Below are 18,992 nucleotides of genomic sequence, written 5' to 3' on the forward strand. Positions count from 1 at the left end.
TGTGATACAATAAAAGAAACTTAAAAGGTAGGATGAAAATCCTATCTTTTTTCTTAAAAAAATTAGTAATAATATTGAAATAATTGTAAAAAAATATTTCAAAGGGGTATAATAAAAGTGTGAAAACGGTTCCTATTTTTTTATCAAACAGCCTAGAAAGTGAGAGTGATCAAAAAGAGAAAGGCATATGTTTTTAAGGAACGTCAACGTTACTCAATACGTAAATATTCTTTTAGAGCTACATCAGTTTTGATTGGTGCAAGTTTGATGCTTGGTGGACATGTTTTGGCTCAGGAACAAGCCAATAGCGTAAGTTCCAGCAAGGACTATGAAGTTATTTTAAATAATTCTGAAGCACCACAATTTGAGCAGGCAACTTAGGAAGCTGTTACCGATGTTCTCAATGAACCTGTGTCAAAATCGGAAGCACCAAGACCTAATCTTACCAGCAGTGAAGTTGCTTCTGTTTCTAAATCAGAGGTGGCTAGCCCACGTTCTGAAGCGACGTCAGTGGCTAGTTCAGAAGTGGCAAGTGAAATTGACCGTTAAGCGACTTCAGAAGTTGCTGAAGCTAGACCTACTGACCGTGAAGCTGTCGATACTAGTCTTCGGACTGTCTCAACTAATGCTAGTCATCCTGGTGCAGATGGTCTAGTGACTGCTGATGTTTTTCTTGATATCCCATCATACGGTACGTTTTATTTCCGTCGTACAACTGAAATTCGTACAGCTCCAGTCATGGATATCAAACCTACTTTTGTCTTTAGTTCAGGCGACCATGTTATCTATGACAAGGTCTTGAAGAGAGACAATCACCAATGGATTTCTTATGTGTCATACAATGGTACTCGTCGTTATGTCGACCTAGGTGTTGTCGTAGAGTCTCTGGCTAAACCAAGAGGCGACATGGCTATTGAAAGTCATGATAATGGTGACTTTAGCGTGGTTATCAGTAATGTATCAGATCAAAATGGTGTCGTAGGAGTGTCTGTTCCAATCTGGTCTGAAAGGAATGGCCAAGATGACATCATTTGGTACAATGCGACTCGTCTTAATAATCGTAACTACAAGGTTAATGTCGGTCTAAGTGACCACAAGAATGAACGTGGTCTCTACAATGTACATCTTTACTTTGTTGAAACTAATGGTAAATTAGTTGGTGTGGGTGGCACAACTCACACAGTTCCTGCCAAGGTTGAAGAAACTCATATAACTACTGGCCATAGCCTTCCTGACTCAGGAACTTATACCTTCAAAGAACGTTCTATTATTAAAGCAGAACCAAGTGTCGTAAGCCCAGAGTTGGCCTACTATGATGCTGGTATGTCTGTTAACTATGACAAAGTGGTGACTGCAGATGGTCATACATGGCTCTCTTATGTTAGTCGTGGAGGTAACCGCCGTTACATTGCTATTGATGGTAAGGCAACAGCAGTTGCTCAATCAGCAAGCCCAAGCCTAGCGATAACTGGAACCTATACCTTTACAAAACCTAGCTCTATTAAGGCTCAACCAAGTGTTGCTAGCCCAGAGTTAGCCTACTATGATAAGGTCATGTCCGTTCGCTATGACAAGGTCCTAACAGCTGATGGCCACACCTGGTTGTCTTATGTAACCTATAGCGTTTAAGACGCTATGTGGTGGATATTTCTTAAGAGTTGTAACATCACTCTCTTTAACTAGTACGAAAAAGATTACTATTTGTTTAGTAATCTTTTTACTTTTGATTTTTAGAAAATAACGAATATATAAATATAAGTCGGTCATTTTTGTCGATTATGACGAAAATCGGATAGTTTATGAGTTTATGATTAAAGTGGGAACAAGTCAAAAAAATTGGTATACTAGTGGGCAAGTGAGAAATATTTAGTAATATTTTGTAAAACACTTGTAATGTTTGTTACCTAGCGTTACAATCAACCTGTAACATCAATTTGATAGGGAGAATAATTGATATGAAACGAGAAAAATTTTTACACGAACAATAACGTTTTTCAATTCGTAAATATTCTTTTGGGGCTGCGTCAGTTCTTTTAGGAGCTAGTTTGGTCTTTGCGAGCCAAGCTTTGGCTGACGAACACCACGAAGTAGCAACAACCTCAGATACCATTTTGCGTGCGACTTCAGATAGTGATGCTATGACAGCGACTGATATTTTCAGTGGCGTAGCAACAGATGGAGTAGCGTCAAGTAATAAAGCAAGCCAAGTCTCAACAACTAGCCAAACCGCTAGTGAAGCTGCTACTAGCGAGGCTACAAGTGAAGTGAGTGCTAGTATCTCACAAGCAGCATATAAAACATCTGAATCAACAGTTGCCAGCTCAGAAGCAGCAAGTGGTACAAATACTTCATCTGAAACAGTCACTAACTTTGATGTATCTGCCTTAACGAGAGCAGCTGTCAATACTAGTTTGGTGAGCCAACCGGATACAACTACAGCAAGCGGCCTTCTAAGCCAAGGAACTTATGTCTACAAGGAGCGTACAGAAATAAAGAATCAACCGAAGGTTTCTGCCAAGGCTGAATTCTATGTGAATCCAGGGGGACAGCGTCTTTTACGACCAAGTCGTGACAGCTGACGGCTACCAATGGATTAGCTACAAATCATACTCTGGTGTGCGTTATTATGCTCAAGTGAAACCGGTGGAAGCTGGTAGTGGTGACGGTAATAGTGGTAATGGGAATGGGAATCCTTCTAATGACGCTTAGGCCACAACAGGTGCTTTGAACATCCCAGCGACAGGAACTTTCTACTTTACACGCGATACAGATATTAAGAAGGAACCAAAAGAAGACCTCAAACCCACTTTTGTTTTTGGCAAGGGAGACCATGTCATCTATGATAAGGTTTTGACAGCCGATGGCCGCACATGGCTCTCATACATGACAATGAGTGGTGCTCGTCGTTACGTCAATATTGCTTAATGAGATAAAAAGTCTGGTTAGACAATGTGTCCAGCCTTTTTTGATAGCCTCTCTTTATCAGATGATTGAATTTTTCAATTTTTGTGATGTCTTTTGGAGTGCTATAATGGTTAACATAGAATCGAGGTTACTATGAAAATTGCATTGGTACAGATGGATGTTGCCCACGGACAGCCTGTGGAAAATAAAAAGCACGTGAAAGAGATGTTGGAAAGAGCACTTGTTGCTAATCCCGATGTCATTGTACTTCCTGAAATGTGGAATACAGGCTACGCTTTAGATGAACTGGATGGGCTTGCAGATAAGGAAGGTTTGGAATCTCAAGAATTCTTGTCTCAGTTTGCCAGAGAACATGCTGTTGCTATTCTTGGAGGGTCTGTTGCTATTGAGAGAGACGGAAAATTCTACAATACGACTTATGTTTACAACAAGTCTGGGAACCTAATCAATATCTACAGTAAGGTCCATCTCTTTGGTCTTATGGCAGAGGACCGGTATATGTCTGCTGGGGATGCGGAGTCTATTTTTGAGCTTGATGGTGTGATAGCGGCAAGTGTCATTTGTTATGATATTCGTTTTCCTGAGTGGGTGCGAACACAGATGGCACAAGGGGCCAAGGTGCTTTTTGTGGTAGCGCAGTGGCCAGAACCTCGAGTGCAGCAATGGGAGATTTTATTAAAGGCGCGTGCGGTTGAAAATCAAGCCTTTGTGGTAGCCGTTAACCGTGTCGGAGCAGGACCAGATCCAGATGATGTCTTTTCAGGGCATTCTATGATTATAGATCCACTAGGAAATGTAGTCTTGCAGGCTAAGGAATATGAGGAGGGCATTTTTACGGCTGAGATTAATCTTGAAGAGGTGGACCGAGTGCGAGGTCAAATTCCCGTTTTTGAGGACCGTCGCACGGACTTGTATTATTAGGGAGATTTTATGTTATTTGAAGAATCGGATTTATTGAAAGAATTGCCAGAACAGTTTTTTGCAGGGTTGGTTGCTAAGGTGAATGCCAAGGTGGCAGAAGGAGCAAATATTATCAATCTTGGTCAGGGAAATCCCGACCAACCGACCTATGACCATATTGTTGAGGCCTTGCGTGTCTCAGCGAAAAATCCTGCCAGTCACAAGTATTCGCAGTTTCGTGGCAATCGTCCTTTTAAGGAAGCAGCTGCTAGTTTTTACAAGAACCATTATGGGGTTGATTTGGATTCGGAGCGTGAAATTTGTGTCATGGGTGGGGCTAAGATTGGTCTTGTGGAATTGCCTCTAGCTTTGATGAATCCTGGTGAGCTCCTGCTCTTACCTGATCCAGGTTATCCTGATTACTTGTCGGGAGTGAGTCTGGGTCGTGTAGCCTATGAAACTTTTCCTTTGACGGCTGAAAATGATTTTTTGCCAGATTTGGAAGCTATTCCTGAGGGGACAGCTCGCCGTGCTAAGTTTATCTATATCAATTACCCTAATAATCCTACGGGGGCTGTAGCGACAAAGGCTTTTTATGAAAAATTGGTTGCCTGGGCTAAGACCTACGAGGTAGGGGTGGTGAGTGATCTGGCTTACGGGGCTTTGGGCTATCAGGGTTATGAGAATCCTAGTTTTTTGGCAACTCCTGGTGCCAAGGATGTAGGCATTGAGTTTTATACTTTCTCAAAAACCTTTAATATGGCAGGTTGGCGTTTGGCATTTGCGGGTGGAAATGCTGAAATGATTGAAGCCTTGAATCTGATTCAAGACCATCTTTTTGTGGGGATTTTTCCCGCTTTGCAGGAAGCTGGGATTGCAGCCCTCTTAGATCCTAAATCTGAAGAAGCAGTGGCCCAACTAAATGCGGTTTATGATAGCCGTCGAGATGCTTTTGTTCAGGTAGCTGCTAATATTGGCTGGCAAGCCTTTCCATCCAGAGGTTCCTTTTATGCTTGGATGCCTGTACCTAAGGGCTATACCAGTGAAAGTTTTGCAGATCTTTTGCTTGAGAAGGCCCATGTTGCTGTGGCACCAGGAAAAGGGTTTGGACCAGCAGGTGATGCTTATGTTCGTATCGGGCTTTTGGTAGAGCCGGAGCGTCTGGTCGAAGCTGTCAATCGTATTGCTGACCTGCATTTATTTAATAACTAGATAGCAATTATGAAAACAAGCAGCTAAAAAATACTGCTTGTTTTTTCATGTTTTTGCATTTCCCTCTTGACAAATGAATAAAAATACAATAAACTAATCACATATTTATTCAAAAAGGAGTGCGTAAATGAAAGTTTCAATCGTTGGTATCACTGGTTATAGTGGTTTAGAGTTAGTTAAAATTTTGAATAATCATAAAAAAGTAGAACTTGTTTCTATTCACGCAACCAAGGAAGTGGGCCGACGATTGTCTGATGTGTACCCCTATTTGGCAGGTGTTTGTGATTTAAAAATAGAATATTTTGATGCGCAAGAGATTATAGAAAAGGCAGACTTAGTCTTCTTTGCTACACCTTCTGGAGTTGCTAGTTCGCTAGCAGAGGAATTTGTTCAGGCTGATTTTCCTATTATTGATTTGTCTGGTGATCATCGCTTGCCAGCAGATGTTTATCAAGAATGGTATAAAAAATCACCTGCCAAGAAAATGATTTTGAATAAATTTACATATGCATTGTCAGAATATACAGATGTTAAGGGTAAGAAATTTATTGCCAATCCTGGATGCTATGCGACAGCGACAGAGTTAGCCATGATTCCTTTGGTGGCAGCCGGTCTTATTGAGACTGATAGTATCATTGTAGATGCCAAGTCTGGTTTAACTGGTGCGGGTAAAGCTTTGAGTGAGTCTAGTCATTTTGTTAATGTTCACGATAATTACATGACTTATAAGCTCAATCATCATCAGCATATTCCAGAGATTGTACAAACTTTGCAGGCTTTTGATGCTGATATGCCGGAGATTCAGTTTTCAACGTCGCTTTTACCGGTTAATCGTGGAATCATGGCTACAGTTTATTGCAAATTGAAGAAGGACGTAGCTGTCTCTGATATCGCTTCAGCCTTTGCAAAAGCCTATGATGATAAACCTTTTGTACGTGTACAAGAAAACTTACCAGAACTACATAATGTCATTGGATCGAATTTTACAGACATCGGCTTTGCCTATAATGAGAAAACCAATGTTATGACAGTTATTTCAGTCATTGATAATCTGCTAAAAGGAGCATCTGGACAGGCAGTGCAAAATCTCAACCTCATGCAGGGGTGGGATGAGACGGAAGGTTTACATATGAAACCGTCATACTTGTAGATGTAAGCATAGAGTTAGGAGAAAAAATATGAAAGTCATAGATGGAACAATTGCTAGCCCGCTAGGATTCTCAGCAGATGGGCTACATGCAGGATTTAAAAAGAGAAAGATGGATTTTGGTTGGATTGTCTCTGAAAAGCCAGCTAGTGTTGCAGGTGTTTACACGACCAACAAGGTTATTGCAGCTCCTCTGATTGTAACCAAGACCTCGGTGAAAAAAGCTGGTAAAATGAGGGCTATTGTCGTTAACTCAGGTGTAGCCAATTCTTGTACAGGGACCCAAGGCTTAGAAGATGCATACACCATGCAGGAGTGGACAGCTGAAAAGCTAGGTGTTGAACCTGATATGATTGGTGTGGCTTCTACAGGGATTATCGGTGAGTTGCTACCAATGGATACCTTGAAAAATGGTCTTTCCAAGTTGGTGGTAAATGGAAACGCGAATGATTTTGCCAAGGCGATTTTGACGACAGATACAGCGACTAAGACTATTGCTGTGACGGAGACTTTTGGACGTGATGTAGTCACTATGGCTGGTGTTGCTAAGGGCTCAGGTATGATTCACCCTAATATGGCGACAATGCTTGGGTTTATTACTTGTGATGCTAATATTTCTAGCGATACTCTTCAATTGGCCTTGAGCCAAAATGTTGAAAAGACCTTTAATCAGATTACGGTTGATGGGGATACTTCGACCAATGATATGGTTCTTGTCATGTCCAATGGTTGCGCGCTCAATGATGAGATTCTGCCAGATACACCAGAGTTCGATAAATTTTCGAAAATGCTTAATTTCGTGATGCAAGAACTGGCTAAGAAGATTGCCAAGGATGGTGAAGGCGCCAATAAGCTCATCCAGGTTGATGTGGTCAATGCTCCTAATGCCCTTGATGCCCGTATGATGGCAAAATCTGTAGTCGGTTCAAGTCTGGTCAAAACAGCCATCTTTGGTGAAGATCCTAACTGGGGGCGTATTTTAGCTGCTGTTGGCTATGCCGGTGTGGATGTGCCTGTGGACAATGTTGATATCATGCTTGGCGGTCTGCCAGTCATGCTAGCCTCTAGTCCTGTGACCTTTGATGATGAAGAAATGAAAGACATCATGCACGGGGATGAAGTGACCATAACAGTAGACCTTCATTCGGGCCAAGAAAAAGGGACGGCATGGGGTTGTGACCTCTCTTACGATTACGTTAAAATTAACGCTCTCTACCACACCTAGACTATTTATGACAAAGGAGTTAACTAATGACTACCGAATATATTGTAATTAAGATTGGTGGAGTAGCCAGTAAACAGCTAACTCCTGAGATACTGGCTAAACTGTCAGAATGGCAGCAGGCTGGTCAAAAAATAATCATCGTCCATGGGGGTGGCTTTGCTATCAATCAACTCATGGAGGAACATGACATCACAATTCACAAGGTCAATAGTCTACGTGTGACGAGTCAGTCAGATATGGTCTTAATTAAAGAAGCCTTGGTTGACATAGTTGGGAAAAACTTGGCGGGTCAGTTGACACAAGCGGGTTTTCCAATCTATCAGGTTGTAGATGAGCTGCCAGATCTTGTTCATGCTGATTTTTTAGATCAAGAGATCTATGGTTACGTGGGAGAGGTCAAGTCTATTACTAATCAGACCCTAGTGGCACTTCTATCTCAAGGCAAGATACCATTGATTCCTAGCTTAGGTTACAGTGAGCAGGGTGATTTGCTGAATATCAACGCCGATTACCTTGCAAGAGCGGTGGCTATTAGTCTAGGAGCCAAAAAGCTTATTCTCATGACAGATGTCAAGGGTGTTTTAGAGAATGGGCAGGTTTTGAATCATTTGAATATTGTAGATGTTCAGAAAAAAGTAGATTCAGGTGTGATTACTGGAGGCATGATTCCTAAAATTCAAAGCGCTGTTCAGACGGTTGAATCTGGTGTTGATCAGGTCATTATTGGTGATAACCTTACAGATGGTACAATAATCAAGGAGTAAACGATGACAAAATTATTTTCAAATTATAAACGGGCAGCGATTGATTTTGCTTCGGCTCAAGGCAATTATTTGACAGATACCACTGGCAAGACCTATTTGGATTTTTCATCTGGTATCGGGGTGACTAATCTTGGCTATCATCCCCGTGTCAATCAAGCTCTAACAGATCAGGTAGGCAAGATTTTGCACCAGCCTAACCTTTATTACAATCAGTTGCAAGAAGATGTTGCCGGTCTTTTAACTGGTGACAAGGACTATCTGGCCTTTTTCTGTAACAGTGGTGCAGAAGCCAATGAGGCAGCCATAAAAATCGCCCGTAAGGCATCGGGTAAACAAGAAATCATTACCTTCCAAAATTCCTTCCACGGTCGAACCTTCGGATCCATGTCTGCCACTGGTCAGGATAAAATCAAACAAGGTTTTGGTGAAGGCGTGCCCCACTTTAGCTATGCCATTTTTAACGACATGGACAGTGTTAAGGCTCTAGCCAATAAAGAAACGTCGGCCATTATGCTTGAGTTGGTTCAAGGAGAATCAGGTGTTCAACCAGCGGACAAGGCCTTTGTCAAGGCTTTGTCTGATTACTGTCAGGAAACTGGTATTTATCTCATCGTAGACGAAGTTCAGACTGGTATTGGTCGTACTGGCAAGCTCTTTGCTTATGAACATTACGATATTGAGCCAGACATCTTTACCCTGGCCAAAGGTTTGGCAAATGGTGTACCAGTTGGTGCCATGCTTGCTAAGTCATCTCTTGGAGGGGCTTTCTCTTATGGAAGTCACGGCTCTACTTTTGGTGGCAATAAACTATCTATGGCAGCGGCCAAGGCTACGCTTGAAGTCATGTTGACTCCAGGTTTTCTGGATACTGCCCTTGAAAATGGGAACAAGCTACAAGTTAAATTGCAAGAGGTCTTGTCTGATAAAGAGACAGTGACCACTGTGCGTGGATTGGGCTACATGATTGGAATTGAGACTACTGGAAATCTAAGTGAACTGGTACAAGCTGCTAGAGATAAGGGATTAATTGTCTTAACTGCAGGGACAAATGTTATCCGTCTTCTGCCTCCAATCACTCTAAGTGATGCTGGAATCGAAAAAGGTGTGGCTATCCTATCAGAAATATTTGACTAGACAAGAAGAAATCACTTGATTTACAGTCAAGTGATTTCTTTTACTTATTGTCAGTAGTAATCTTGCTTAGAAGTCCTTTAGCTGTTGTTGTTGGCAGAATACGGACACGATTAAGTGAGAGAAGGCCATCATTGGCACTCGCTAATCCTTCGTTAGTTGTCAGTCCTAACTTGTAAGTTTTTTTAGCTAGGTCCAGTGTTGTTTGATTGTAGCGACCTGATGGATAAGCAATGGTGTTGACCTTGATGTTGAGTTTGTCCTCAAGAAAGTCAATAGAATTCGTTAATTCATCCTTTTGCGTCGCCTTGTCAGTGACAGACAAATCAGGGTGATTGACCGTATGAGATTGGAAGCTCATTCCGTGTGCCATCATTTCCTTCATCTGTTTAACGGTCAGATTTCCAACGTTCCCTTTCTTAACAAAGCCAGTGATTATATTATTGGTTGCCTTCGCCTTGTATTTTTTGAGAATCGGGTAGGCAATTGTATAGAAGTCTTCGTTACCATCGTCAAAGGTCAGCCAGACAACCTTCTTAGCAGGTAGGGCATTTTCAGAGAAGGCTTTGTAGGCTTCTTCAGGCGTTAGAAAGTAGTATCCTGCATCTACCATGGCCTTAATTTGCGCTTCAAAATTGTCCGGAGCAACAATGAGGTTAGCGTTAGAGGCCTCAGATGGATCCATAACGTGAACAGCATGGTACATGAGGATAGGGATTTGAACAGGGTCATCATAGGTTTTCCACTTAGCTGTACTCTTAGATTGACTGGTCTGATTCTGTTGTTGGTTGTTTGTCGACTGATTTGGTCGGTTTAGCATAAAAACGGCCAATAGACCAAGAAGGACGAGGTTTAGGACAAGCAGAAGTAGTTTCAATTTTTTTCTTTTAACTTGACTTGTTTTTTTCTTTTGAGAAGTCATTGTATCCCCTTTCAAATAGGTCAAGCTATTATTCTAACAAAAATGGGGTGAAAATGCACAGAATTTTCAGTAAAAAAAGAATACTTGTCTCCTTAAATGACAGAAATATTCTGTCAATTCCGATAGAAATATGGTACAATTAAAAAAATGTATGTTTTTAAGGAGAGATCATAAATGTCTATTAAAATTGGATTGCTTGGCTTTGGTACAGTAGCTAGCGGTATTCCTTTTCTCTTGAAGGAAAATGGTGAAAAGGTTTTTGCAGCTTCACGTGACCAACTTGAAATTGCCAAAGTTTTGGTTAAAGATGACGAGGAAAAAGATCGTCTTATCGCTGCCGGAAACGACTACAATTTTGTCACAAATGTTGACGAAATCCTTAACGATGAAGAGATTCAAATCGTTGTAGAATTGATGGGACGTATCGAGCCAGCTCGTACCTTCATCACAAAAGCGCTTGAAGCAGGTAAAAACGTTGTCTCTGCCAATAAGGACTTGATTGCTACTCATGGAAAAGAGTTAATTGCTCTTGCTCAAGATAAGGGTGTGGCTTTCTACTACGAAGCTGCTGTTGCCGGTGGTATTCCAATTTTGCGTACTTTGGCTAACTCTTTGACGTCTGACAAGGTGACTCGTATCCTTGGTGTGCTTAACGGTACATCTAACTTTATGATGACTAAGATGGTTGATGAAGGTTGGTCATATGAGGACGCCCTCAAGACTGCTCAAGAACTTGGTTATGCTGAAAGTGATCCAACCAACGACGTTGAAGGGTATGACGCCGCTTATAAAGCTGTTATCCTTAGCCAATTTGGTTTTGGTGCTACAATTGATTTTGACGACGTTTCTCACAAAGGCATTACGAACATCTCTACAGACGATGTGGCTGTTGCTCAAGAATTGGGTTATGTTATCAAATTGGTTGGTGATGTGCGTGAAGTAGAATCAGGTATCTCAGCAGAAGTATCACCAACATTCTTGCCAAAAAATCACCCACTTGCTAGCGTCAACGATGTTATGAATGCAGTCTTTGTTGAATCTATCGGTATCGGTGAATCTATGTATTACGGTCCAGGTGCTGGTCAAAAACCAACAGCAACATCTGTTTTGGCAGACATTATCCGTATTGCTCGTCGTCTTTCAGATGGCAATGTGGGTAAACCATTTAATGAGTTCCGTCGTGACTTGCCATTGGCTAATCCAGCGGACGTTAAGAGCAATTACTACTTTGCCCTTGATACGCCAGATGAAAAAGGTAAAATCCTTCACTTGTCTGAAATCTTCAACTCAGAAGATATTTCGTTTGAACAAGTCTTGCAACAAAAAGCAAATGGCACAACAGCTCGTATCGTTGTGATTACACATGCTATGTCTAAGACACAACTCAAAGCTGTTACTGAAAAACTTGAAGCAGCAGAAGATTTCACAGTTGTCAATACATTGAAAGTTTTGTCTAACTAATTGATAAGCCCATACTGGTGCGTATAAGAAAGGTATTCAAGGAGAAAAGTCGCTGATGGCTTTCCTCCTCTCGGTGTATTATTATGAAAATTACTGTTCCAGCAACATCTGCCAATATTGGTCCAGGTTTTGATTCTGTGGGTGTTGCCGTTTCTAAATATTTGACAATCGAGGTGCTTGAACCAGCGGATGCATGGCATATTGAACATGATTTGGGAGATATTCCTTTAGATGAAAATAACCTCCTCATTTCAACGGCCTTGCAAGTTAAGTCTGATTTGCAGCCCCATAAATTGGTGATGGCCTCAGATATTCCCATGGCGCGTGGGCTAGGTTCTTCTAGCTCAGTTATTGTCGCAGGGATTGAGTTAGCCAATCAATTGGCAGATCTGAAGCTCTCAGATGACGATAAACTTGATATTGCAACCAAGATTGAAGGTCACCCGGACAATGTTGCCCCAGCTATTTTTGGGAATCTCGTTGTAGCCTCTTATGTGGATGAACATGTTAATAGCATCGTGACAGACTTTCCAGAGTGTGCCTTTGTAGCCTTCATTCCGAGCTATGAACTTAAAACGTCTGATTCACGTGGGGTACTTCCAAGTAACCTGTCTTACAAAGAAGCTGTAGCTGCATCATCTATTGCCAACGTTGCCATTGCTGCCCTCTTTGCAGGCGATTTGGTTAAGGCGGGACATGCTATTCAAGGGGATATGTTCCACGAACGCTACCGTCAAAAATTGGTTAAAGAATTTGCGACTATTAAGGAATTGTCAGGTCAATACGGTGCTTATGCGACCTATCTTTCAGGGGCTGGCCCAACAGTTATGACCTTGACACCAAATGATCAAGCTGAGGCTCTAAAAACGGCTATCGATGGTCTTGGTTTAGATGGTGAAACCCTCATCCTATCTGTGGATAAAGGAGGTGTTGTCGTTGACTAGAAAAAATCAAGGGCTACTCTTTGGTCTAGCCACCTATATTCAATGGGGATTTCTATCCCTTTTTTGGAAGCTTTTAGCAGGTGTTTCGGCTTACAACACCTTCTCGTGGCGGATTGTTTTTACAGTGGTGACTATGCTGATTTACGCCCTAGTCGCTAAGCAAAATACACGTTTCAAAAAGGAGCTTGTAGAACTTTGGCAAGATAAGAAAGCCTTGCTTCGTATGCTACTTGCTAGTTTTTTCATAGCAGCTAACTGGTTGATTTATATCTATGCTGTGGGTCATGGTCAAGCGACGCAGGCTAGCCTGGGCTATTACATTTTGCCTATTGTTTCTATCCTGTTTGCCCTCATTTTTCTTCGTGAATCATTGAGTAGGACCATGTGGGCAGCAGTAGTATTGGCCTTTATAGGAGTACTGGTTCTTATTGCCAATACAGGAAAACTTCCCATGGTTTCATTGGGGTTAGCTCTGAGCTTTGGTTTCTATAGTCTAATCAAAAAAGGGGTTAGGATTTCCAGTGACGTAGCCATGCTAGTAGAAAGTGGCTTGCTACTACCTTTTGTAGCTATCTATCTCGTTTTCTTTTCTCCAGAATCATTTTCTTCCTATTCGAGCATGGAAATGTTTCTCCTAGCCATATCCGGTGTGGTGACGGCCGTTCCATTGCTTTGCTTCTCAGAGGCAGTCAAAAGGGCACCGCTTAACCTTATTGGTTTCATCCAGTATCTTAGTCCTACGATTCAACTTCTCGTAGCCATCCTCATTTTTGGTGAGACGGTCAGCTTTGGAGAGTTGAAAGGCTTCTTCTTTATCTGGATGGCCATACTAGTCTTTGTAACTGGCCAAATAGTAACATTTCGTAGAAGTTCCTGATAGCTATCGGGAACTTTTTATAATGCCGACCTAAAAATGAGCCAAGTTTATCTGACAATTTTAGAACTTTAAGATATAATAGTAGTATTAGATTAAAATAGAGGAGAATTTTATGCGAAAAATGAAAAAGCTAGTGAGGTATCTGCTTCTGCTCGCTATTCCAGTTGCCATCGCTGCAGCCTTGTTTGTTTTTAACGGCTCAGGTTATCGCTTGTCAGAACAAGATGCTGCAGACATTGCTTACAAAAATGCAGGTGTCAAAACTTCTGAGATATCTCAATCAACAGTCTCAAAATCACGTTCTGGATTTCATGGAAATTATGAGATTAGTTTCACAACGTCAGACAATCATTTTGAGTATACGATTGACGGTCTGTCAGGGTCTATTTTGAAATATAAGAGTGACCATTCAATGTCTAAAGATGTTGACGGTGCTCAAAAAGGTAGAGAGCCTAAAGACGAGACTCAATCTAGCGAAAGTAAGGACGAGACGGCAGTGTCCAAAGAAACTGCACAAACGATAGCTCTTAATCATGCTGGCCTAGATGAAGGCTCTGTAACAAACTTGAAAACGGAGTTGAAGACCGAAGGAGACGGTAAAGTCTACAATATCAGTTTTGATTATGCTGCTAGTGGACTACGTTATAAATACGCGGTAAATGCTGATTCAGGAGCTATTGTAGTCTATACGACAGAGTATCTCACAGAAGCTACTGCAGCTGCGCAATAGATCCGTAGATAGTGGGAAAGTTCTCCTTATTTATTAAGGAGAAGCCTTGCAATTTCTCTGAAATGTTGTAAACTTAAAGTGAAAACGATAACAGCAATTTTAGAGAGTACCATAGAATAAAGGAAAATTTGACTATGAAAGAATTCCAAGCATTTAAAGATACGCTTAGCAATAAGACTCTCAAAGACATTTACGAAGAAAGTAAATTGGAAGTCCAAAATGAAACAACCGAAGGTACGGAAGCCTTCTCAGTTGCCTTGGCAACCCAAATGGCTATAAATCTACTTGAAAGCTATGAAAAATGGCTCAAAGAAGAAAGAGCTAAGGAAGAAAATTAAGATGAGATCCTTATCGACAGACAGGACTTTTCTAATGAGAATATAATTTTTATAATGAGAATATAATGAGGAAATGGATTCATCTTTTAAGGTAAAATCGGTAGTCTAACTTATTTGCAAATTCAGGTCCCCACAATTTCATTTGTCTTGAGATTAAAAATGTGATAGAATGAGACTATTCAGAGGTGCTTTGAAGCCCATTTGTCACAGGAAGCGGTGGTACTGAGAAATCCGCACAAATGTCAAAGCTGGTTGCTGATGGTCAAATTGAATAAAGAGAGCTGTGAGTGGTTGCCACTCAAAACTGGGTGGTACCGCGGATACATATTCGTCCCTGTCATGTTTATGGCAGGGATTTTTTATAGCTTTTAAAGAACCAAGACCGAAGGTCGCAGGTGAATTTAAAGATATTGGTGCAGACGGAGCGAAAGCGAGGTCAACATTGCTATCAAAGGAGGGTGTCATGAAGCAATCTTTTGAGACTAGTAAATTGTATTATGGTTTTCCTATTTTTATCTTGGGTTATCAGGATCAGACCTATGGTTATAATGTGACGACCTGTAGTTCTTCCTACAGTTTAGGAGATTGGCTTGTCTTCGGGGTAGGTAGCAAGGAAAATGCAGCAGACCAGATTAAACATTATCAGAAGTTCACTGTGAATATTCCTGATGAAAGTTTCATGCTTCAGATGGAGCAGGCTGGATTTATTAGTCACCGTGAAAAGATTGCTGAACTCTGCTTAGATTTCCGACCTTCTAAACTGACACAAGCACCTATCTTGGATGCCTGCCCAGTCGTTCTGGATTGTATGGTCGACAGAATTATTGAGGAAGATGGTACCTGCCATATCTTTGCTAAGATTTTAGATCGCCTTGCTGATTCTGATTTGCTAGATGGCAGGGGCTCTTTTAAAAATGACCGCTTTGCACCGACTTACTTTATGGGTAATGGTCATAAGCGTGTCTATCGCTATCTGGATAACCGAGTTGAACCCATGGGAAGCTTCATCAAGAAAGCGAGGAAGAAAGATGACAAGAGCAGTATTACCACCTGATTGAATTGAGACGGAGCGTCTCGTTTTACGAGTCCGCAAAGTGGCAGATGCTGCGGATATCTATGCTATGCTAGTTTGCCAGAAGTCCCCTATCCAGCAGGATTTCAGCCTGTCCATACCTTGGAAGATGAGATTTATTATCTAGAGCATATCCTTCCTGAGCGTAATCGAAAAGACAATCTCTTAGCAGACTATGGCATTGTGGTTAAAGGGATCTATACAGTTATTGGCTCTGTTGATTTCAATCATCGCCACGACGATGATGTGCTGGAGATTGGCTATACTTTGCATCCAGACTATTGGGGGCAAGGTTATGTACCAGAAGCCGTGCGTGCTTTGATTGACCTAACTTTTAAGGAGTTGGGCCTTCATAAGATTGAACTGGCCTGTTTGGGGACAATGTCCAAAGTCAACGAGTCGCAGAGAAGCTTGGTTTCACCCATGAAGCTTGCATAAGGGATCGCAAAGATGCCCAGGGCAACCGTTGTGACAGTCTGATATATGGATTGCTGAAGAGTGAATGGGAAGTCCAAGACCAACATTAAAAATAGAAATAACTAGAAAGGACACACACATGTCTAAAGAACTTTCACCTAAATACAATCCAGCTGAGGTTGAGGCTGGTCGTTACCAAAAATGGCTTGATGAAGATGTTTTCAAGCCTTCAGGCGATAAAAAGGCTAAGCCTTATTCCATCGTCATTCCACCACCAAACGTAACCGGAAAACTTCACTTGGGTCACGCTTGGGATACAACTTTGCAGGATATCATTATCCGTCAAAAACGTATGCAAGGTTTTGACACGCTTTGGCTTCCTGGTATGGACCACGCTGGAATTGCCACTCAAGCTAAGGTTGAAGCTCGTTTGGCCGAAAGTGGCATTTCTCGATATGACCTTGGTCGTGAAAAATTCCTTGATAAAGTCTGGGAGTGGAAAGACGAGTATGCGGCAACTATCAAGGAACAATGGGGTAAGATGGGCCTCTCTGTAGACTACTCTCGTGAGCGTTTCACCCTTGACGAGGGGTTATCAAAAGCCGTTCGCAAGGTCTTTGTAGAGCTTTACAAAAAAGGTTGGATTTACCGTGGTGAGTTTATCATCAACTGGGATCCAAAAGCCCGCACAGCCCTTTCTGATATTGAGGTCATTCACAAGGATGTGGAAGGTGCCTTCTACCACATGAACTACATGTTAGAAGACGGTTCACGTGCCCTGGAAGTGGCAACAACTCGTCCTGAAACCATGTTTGGGGATACTGCCGTAGCCGTTAACCCAAATGATGATCGTTATAAAGACTTGATTGGTAAAAATGTTATCTTGCCAATTTTGAACAAGCCAATCCCAATCGTTGGCGATGAACACGCAGACCCTGAATTTGGTACTGGCGTGGTTAAAATCACTCCTGCTCATGACCCTAACGACTTCTTAGTTGGTCAACGCCATAACTTGCCACAAGTCAATGTCATGAATGATGATGGCACCATGAATGAATTGGCTGGCGAATTCAACGGTATGGACCGCTTTGAAGCACGTAAGGCCGTTGTTAAGAAATTGGAAGAAATCGGTGCCCTTGTCGAAATCGAAAAGATGACTCACTCAGTTGGTCACTCAGAACGTACAGGTGTGCCTGTTGAACCACGCTTGTCTACACAATGGTTCGTTAAGATGGACCAACTGGCTAAAAATGCCATCGCTAACCAAGACACAGACGATAAGGTTAATTTCTATCCACCTCGTTTCAATGATACCTTCCTTCAATGGATGGAAAATGTCCACGACTGGGTTATCTCTCGTCAGCTTTGGTGGGGTCACCAAATCCCTGCTTGGTATAATGCTGAAGGTGAAATATACGTTGGCGAAGAAGCACCAGAAGGTGACGGCTGGAAACAAGACGAAGATGTCTTGGATACTTGGTTCAGTTCTGCCCTCTGGCCATTCTCAACTATGGGCTGGCCTGATGTCGACTCAGAAGACTTCAAACGTTACTTCCCAACCTCAACACTTGTCACTGGTTATGACATCATCTTCTTCTGGGTGTCTCGTATGATCTTTCAATCATTGGAATTCACAGGTCGCCAACCATTTAAGAATGTCCTTATCCACGGTCTTATCCGTGACGAGCAAGGACGTAAGATGTCTAAGTCCCTTGGTAACGGTATTGACCCAATGGATGTTATCGAAAAATACGGTGCTGATGCCCTTCGTTGGTTCCTTTCAAACGGTTCTGCACCTGGTCAAGACGTGCGCTTCTCCTACGAGAAAATGGATGCTTCTTGGAACTTCATTAACAAGATTTGGAACATCTCTCGTTACATCCTTATGAACAATGAAGGGTTGACCTTGGATGTGGCGCGTGAAAATGTAGCTAAAGTGGCTGCTGGTCAAGCAGGTAATGTCACAGACCGTTGGATTCTCCACAATCTCAACGAAACTATCGGAAAAGTTACTGAAAACTTTGACAAGTTTGAATTCGGTGTGGCTGGACACATCCTTTACAACTTTATCTGGGATGAGTTTGCGGACTGGTATGTTGAGTTGACTAAGGAAGTGCTTTACAGCGATAACGAGGACGAGAAAGTCATCACTCGTTCTGTCCTACTTTACACTTTGGACCAAATCTTGCGTCTCCTTCACCCAATCATGCCATTCGTGACAGAGGAAATCTTTGGTCAAATCTCAGAAGGCTCTATCGTCACAGCTGAATACCCAGTGGTTCGTCCAGAATTTGAAAATGAAGAAGCGGCAGCTGGCGTTGAGGCCCTTAAAGACGTGATTGGATCAGTTCGTAACTCACGTGCAGAAGTTAACGTAGCGCCAAGCAAGCCGATCACCATCTTGATTAAGACTAGCGACAGCAAGCTCGATGCCTTCTTTAATGACAACATCAATTACATCAAACGCTTCACAAATCCAGAACACTTGGAAATTGCAGCAGATGTCGAAGTACCTGACTTGGTTATGTCAAGCATCATCACAGGCGCAGAAATTTACTTGCCACTCGCAGACCTTCTCAACGTCGAAGAAGAGTTGGCTCGTCTTGAAAAAGAATTGGCCAAATGGCAAAAAGAACTTGACATGGTTGGTAAGAAACTCTCTAACGAGCGCTTCGTAGCCAATGCCAAACCAGAAGTCGTCCAAAAAGAACGCGACAAACAAAAAGATTACCAAGCTAAATACGATGCGATAGTAGTGCGTATTGATGAGATGAAGAAATTGGTGAAATAGAACAAAGAGACACGGTGAAATGCCGTGTCTTTTATTGAAAGTAAACGCTTATACAAAAAGAATGAAAATGTTAGGCAAAGTCAGTGAAAATGTCCAAAAAACCGTCAATTCGTTGACTTTCGTGGAAAATAGGACT

At 41.9% G+C, this 18,992-nt stretch carries 14 protein-coding genes and 3 pseudogenes; 16 read left to right on the forward strand and 1 reads right to left on the reverse strand.

Translation table 11 applies throughout. The features are described from left to right. Window positions 1–165 precede the first annotated feature (165 nt). The 8 genes and pseudogenes from E3C75_RS04700 (at window position 166) to E3C75_RS04745 (ending at window position 9,307) form a co-directional block, all read left to right on the forward strand. Window positions 166–1,655, forward strand: a pseudogene (locus E3C75_RS04700) (SH3 domain-containing protein). Window positions 1,656–1,997: 342 nt separating this feature from the next. Further along, a pseudogene (locus E3C75_RS12240) lies at window positions 1,998–2,925 on the forward strand (SH3 domain-containing protein). 132 nt (window positions 2,926–3,057) lie between these two features. Further along, window positions 3,058–3,846, forward strand: a complete 789-nt coding sequence (locus tag E3C75_RS04720) for a carbon-nitrogen family hydrolase (RefSeq protein ID WP_014608049.1) — start codon at window positions 3,058–3,060, stop codon at window positions 3,844–3,846. A gap of 9 nt (window positions 3,847–3,855) precedes the next feature. After that, the gene (locus tag E3C75_RS04725) at window positions 3,856–5,037 is read left to right on the forward strand and encodes a pyridoxal phosphate-dependent aminotransferase (RefSeq protein ID WP_014608050.1); all 1,182 of its coding nucleotides are present in this window, start codon (window positions 3,856–3,858) and stop codon (window positions 5,035–5,037) included. A gap of 127 nt (window positions 5,038–5,164) precedes the next feature. Beyond that, the gene (argC, locus tag E3C75_RS04730; protein WP_014608051.1) at window positions 5,165–6,187 is read left to right on the forward strand and encodes an N-acetyl-gamma-glutamyl-phosphate reductase; all 1,023 of its coding nucleotides are present in this window, start codon (window positions 5,165–5,167) and stop codon (window positions 6,185–6,187) included. Between the two features lie 28 nt (window positions 6,188–6,215). After that, on the forward strand, window positions 6,216–7,409 hold the full coding sequence (gene argJ / locus E3C75_RS04735) for a bifunctional glutamate N-acetyltransferase/amino-acid acetyltransferase ArgJ (protein ID WP_002949910.1): 1,194 nt from the start codon (window positions 6,216–6,218) through the stop codon (window positions 7,407–7,409). 26 nt (window positions 7,410–7,435) lie between these two features. Then, complete coding sequence (gene argB / locus E3C75_RS04740; protein ID WP_084828546.1) at window positions 7,436–8,173, forward strand: acetylglutamate kinase; 738 nt, start codon at window positions 7,436–7,438, stop codon at window positions 8,171–8,173. A gap of 3 nt (window positions 8,174–8,176) precedes the next feature. After that, window positions 8,177–9,307 (forward strand): acetylornithine transaminase, encoded by a 1,131-nt coding sequence (locus E3C75_RS04745; protein ID WP_023909447.1) that lies wholly within the window; start codon window positions 8,177–8,179, stop codon window positions 9,305–9,307. 40 nt (window positions 9,308–9,347) lie between these two features. Here the strand turns inward: E3C75_RS04745 and E3C75_RS04750 are convergent, their stop codons facing one another. Continuing rightward, window positions 9,348–10,226 carry a polysaccharide deacetylase family protein gene (locus tag E3C75_RS04750; RefSeq protein WP_023909448.1) on the reverse strand — a complete coding sequence of 293 codons (879 nt, stop codon included), beginning with the start codon at window positions 10,224–10,226 and terminating at the stop codon, window positions 9,348–9,350. Window positions 10,227–10,400: 174 nt separating this feature from the next. Between E3C75_RS04750 and E3C75_RS04755 the strand changes: the two genes are divergently transcribed. The 8 genes and pseudogenes from E3C75_RS04755 to E3C75_RS04790 all read left to right on the forward strand — a co-directional run bounded on the left by E3C75_RS04755 (window position 10,401) and on the right by E3C75_RS04790 (window position 18,856). Beyond that, a complete protein-coding gene (locus E3C75_RS04755; protein WP_002949921.1) occupies window positions 10,401–11,687 on the forward strand; it encodes a homoserine dehydrogenase in 1,287 nt (428 codons plus the stop codon). Between the two features lie 83 nt (window positions 11,688–11,770). Further along, a complete protein-coding gene (thrB, locus tag E3C75_RS04760; protein ID WP_023909449.1) occupies window positions 11,771–12,631 on the forward strand; it encodes a homoserine kinase in 861 nt (286 codons plus the stop codon). Then, entirely contained in the window at window positions 12,624–13,508 is an 885-nt protein-coding gene (gene rarD / locus E3C75_RS04765; RefSeq protein ID WP_084825621.1) for an EamA family transporter RarD, read from the forward strand. Before thrB ends, rarD begins: the two co-directional genes overlap by 8 nt. 112 nt (window positions 13,509–13,620) lie before the next feature. Further along, entirely contained in the window at window positions 13,621–14,238 is a 618-nt protein-coding gene (locus E3C75_RS04770) for a PepSY domain-containing protein (protein WP_023909451.1), read from the forward strand. Between the two features lie 134 nt (window positions 14,239–14,372). Continuing rightward, window positions 14,373–14,576, forward strand: coding sequence for a hypothetical protein (locus E3C75_RS04775; protein ID WP_002949930.1), 204 nt, complete (start codon window positions 14,373–14,375; stop codon window positions 14,574–14,576). Window positions 14,577–15,039: 463 nt separating this feature from the next. Continuing rightward, window positions 15,040–15,630 carry a flavin reductase family protein gene (locus tag E3C75_RS04780; RefSeq protein ID WP_084825807.1) on the forward strand — a complete coding sequence of 197 codons (591 nt, stop codon included), beginning with the start codon at window positions 15,040–15,042 and terminating at the stop codon, window positions 15,628–15,630. A 4-nt stretch (window positions 15,631–15,634) separates the two neighbouring features. Continuing rightward, window positions 15,635–16,175 (forward strand): annotated as a pseudogene (locus E3C75_RS04785) (GNAT family N-acetyltransferase). Between the two features lie 29 nt (window positions 16,176–16,204). Beyond that, entirely contained in the window at window positions 16,205–18,856 is a 2,652-nt protein-coding gene (locus tag E3C75_RS04790) for a valine--tRNA ligase (protein ID WP_023909453.1), read from the forward strand. Window positions 18,857–18,992: the final 136 nt, after the last annotated feature.

Source organism: Streptococcus thermophilus, from assembly GCF_010120595.1.
GTDB lineage: Bacteria > Bacillota > Bacilli > Lactobacillales > Streptococcaceae > Streptococcus > Streptococcus thermophilus.

Excerpts from the sequence above, each read along its gene's own strand:
- E3C75_RS04745 (WP_023909447.1), top strand. The coding sequence starts at position 8,177 with ATGACAAAATTATTTTCAAATTATAAACGGGCAGCGATTGATTTTGCT.
- E3C75_RS04755 (WP_002949921.1), top strand. The coding sequence starts at position 10,401 with ATGTCTATTAAAATTGGATTGCTTGGCTTTGGTACAGTAGCTAGCGGT.
- E3C75_RS04775 (WP_002949930.1), top strand. The coding sequence starts at position 14,373 with ATGAAAGAATTCCAAGCATTTAAAGATACGCTTAGCAATAAGACTCTC.
- argJ (WP_002949910.1), top strand. The coding sequence starts at position 6,216 with ATGAAAGTCATAGATGGAACAATTGCTAGCCCGCTAGGATTCTCAGCA.
- E3C75_RS04780 (WP_084825807.1), top strand. The coding sequence starts at position 15,040 with ATGAAGCAATCTTTTGAGACTAGTAAATTGTATTATGGTTTTCCTATT.
- E3C75_RS04770 (WP_023909451.1), top strand. The coding sequence starts at position 13,621 with ATGCGAAAAATGAAAAAGCTAGTGAGGTATCTGCTTCTGCTCGCTATT.
- thrB (WP_023909449.1), top strand. The coding sequence starts at position 11,771 with ATGAAAATTACTGTTCCAGCAACATCTGCCAATATTGGTCCAGGTTTT.
- E3C75_RS04720 (WP_014608049.1), top strand. The coding sequence starts at position 3,058 with ATGAAAATTGCATTGGTACAGATGGATGTTGCCCACGGACAGCCTGTG.
- E3C75_RS04790 (WP_023909453.1), top strand. The coding sequence starts at position 16,205 with ATGTCTAAAGAACTTTCACCTAAATACAATCCAGCTGAGGTTGAGGCT.
- E3C75_RS04750 (WP_023909448.1), bottom strand. The coding sequence starts at position 10,226 with ATGACTTCTCAAAAGAAAAAAACAAGTCAAGTTAAAAGAAAAAAATTG.
- argB (WP_084828546.1), top strand. The coding sequence starts at position 7,436 with ATGACTACCGAATATATTGTAATTAAGATTGGTGGAGTAGCCAGTAAA.
- E3C75_RS04725 (WP_014608050.1), top strand. The coding sequence starts at position 3,856 with ATGTTATTTGAAGAATCGGATTTATTGAAAGAATTGCCAGAACAGTTT.
- argC (WP_014608051.1), top strand. The coding sequence starts at position 5,165 with ATGAAAGTTTCAATCGTTGGTATCACTGGTTATAGTGGTTTAGAGTTA.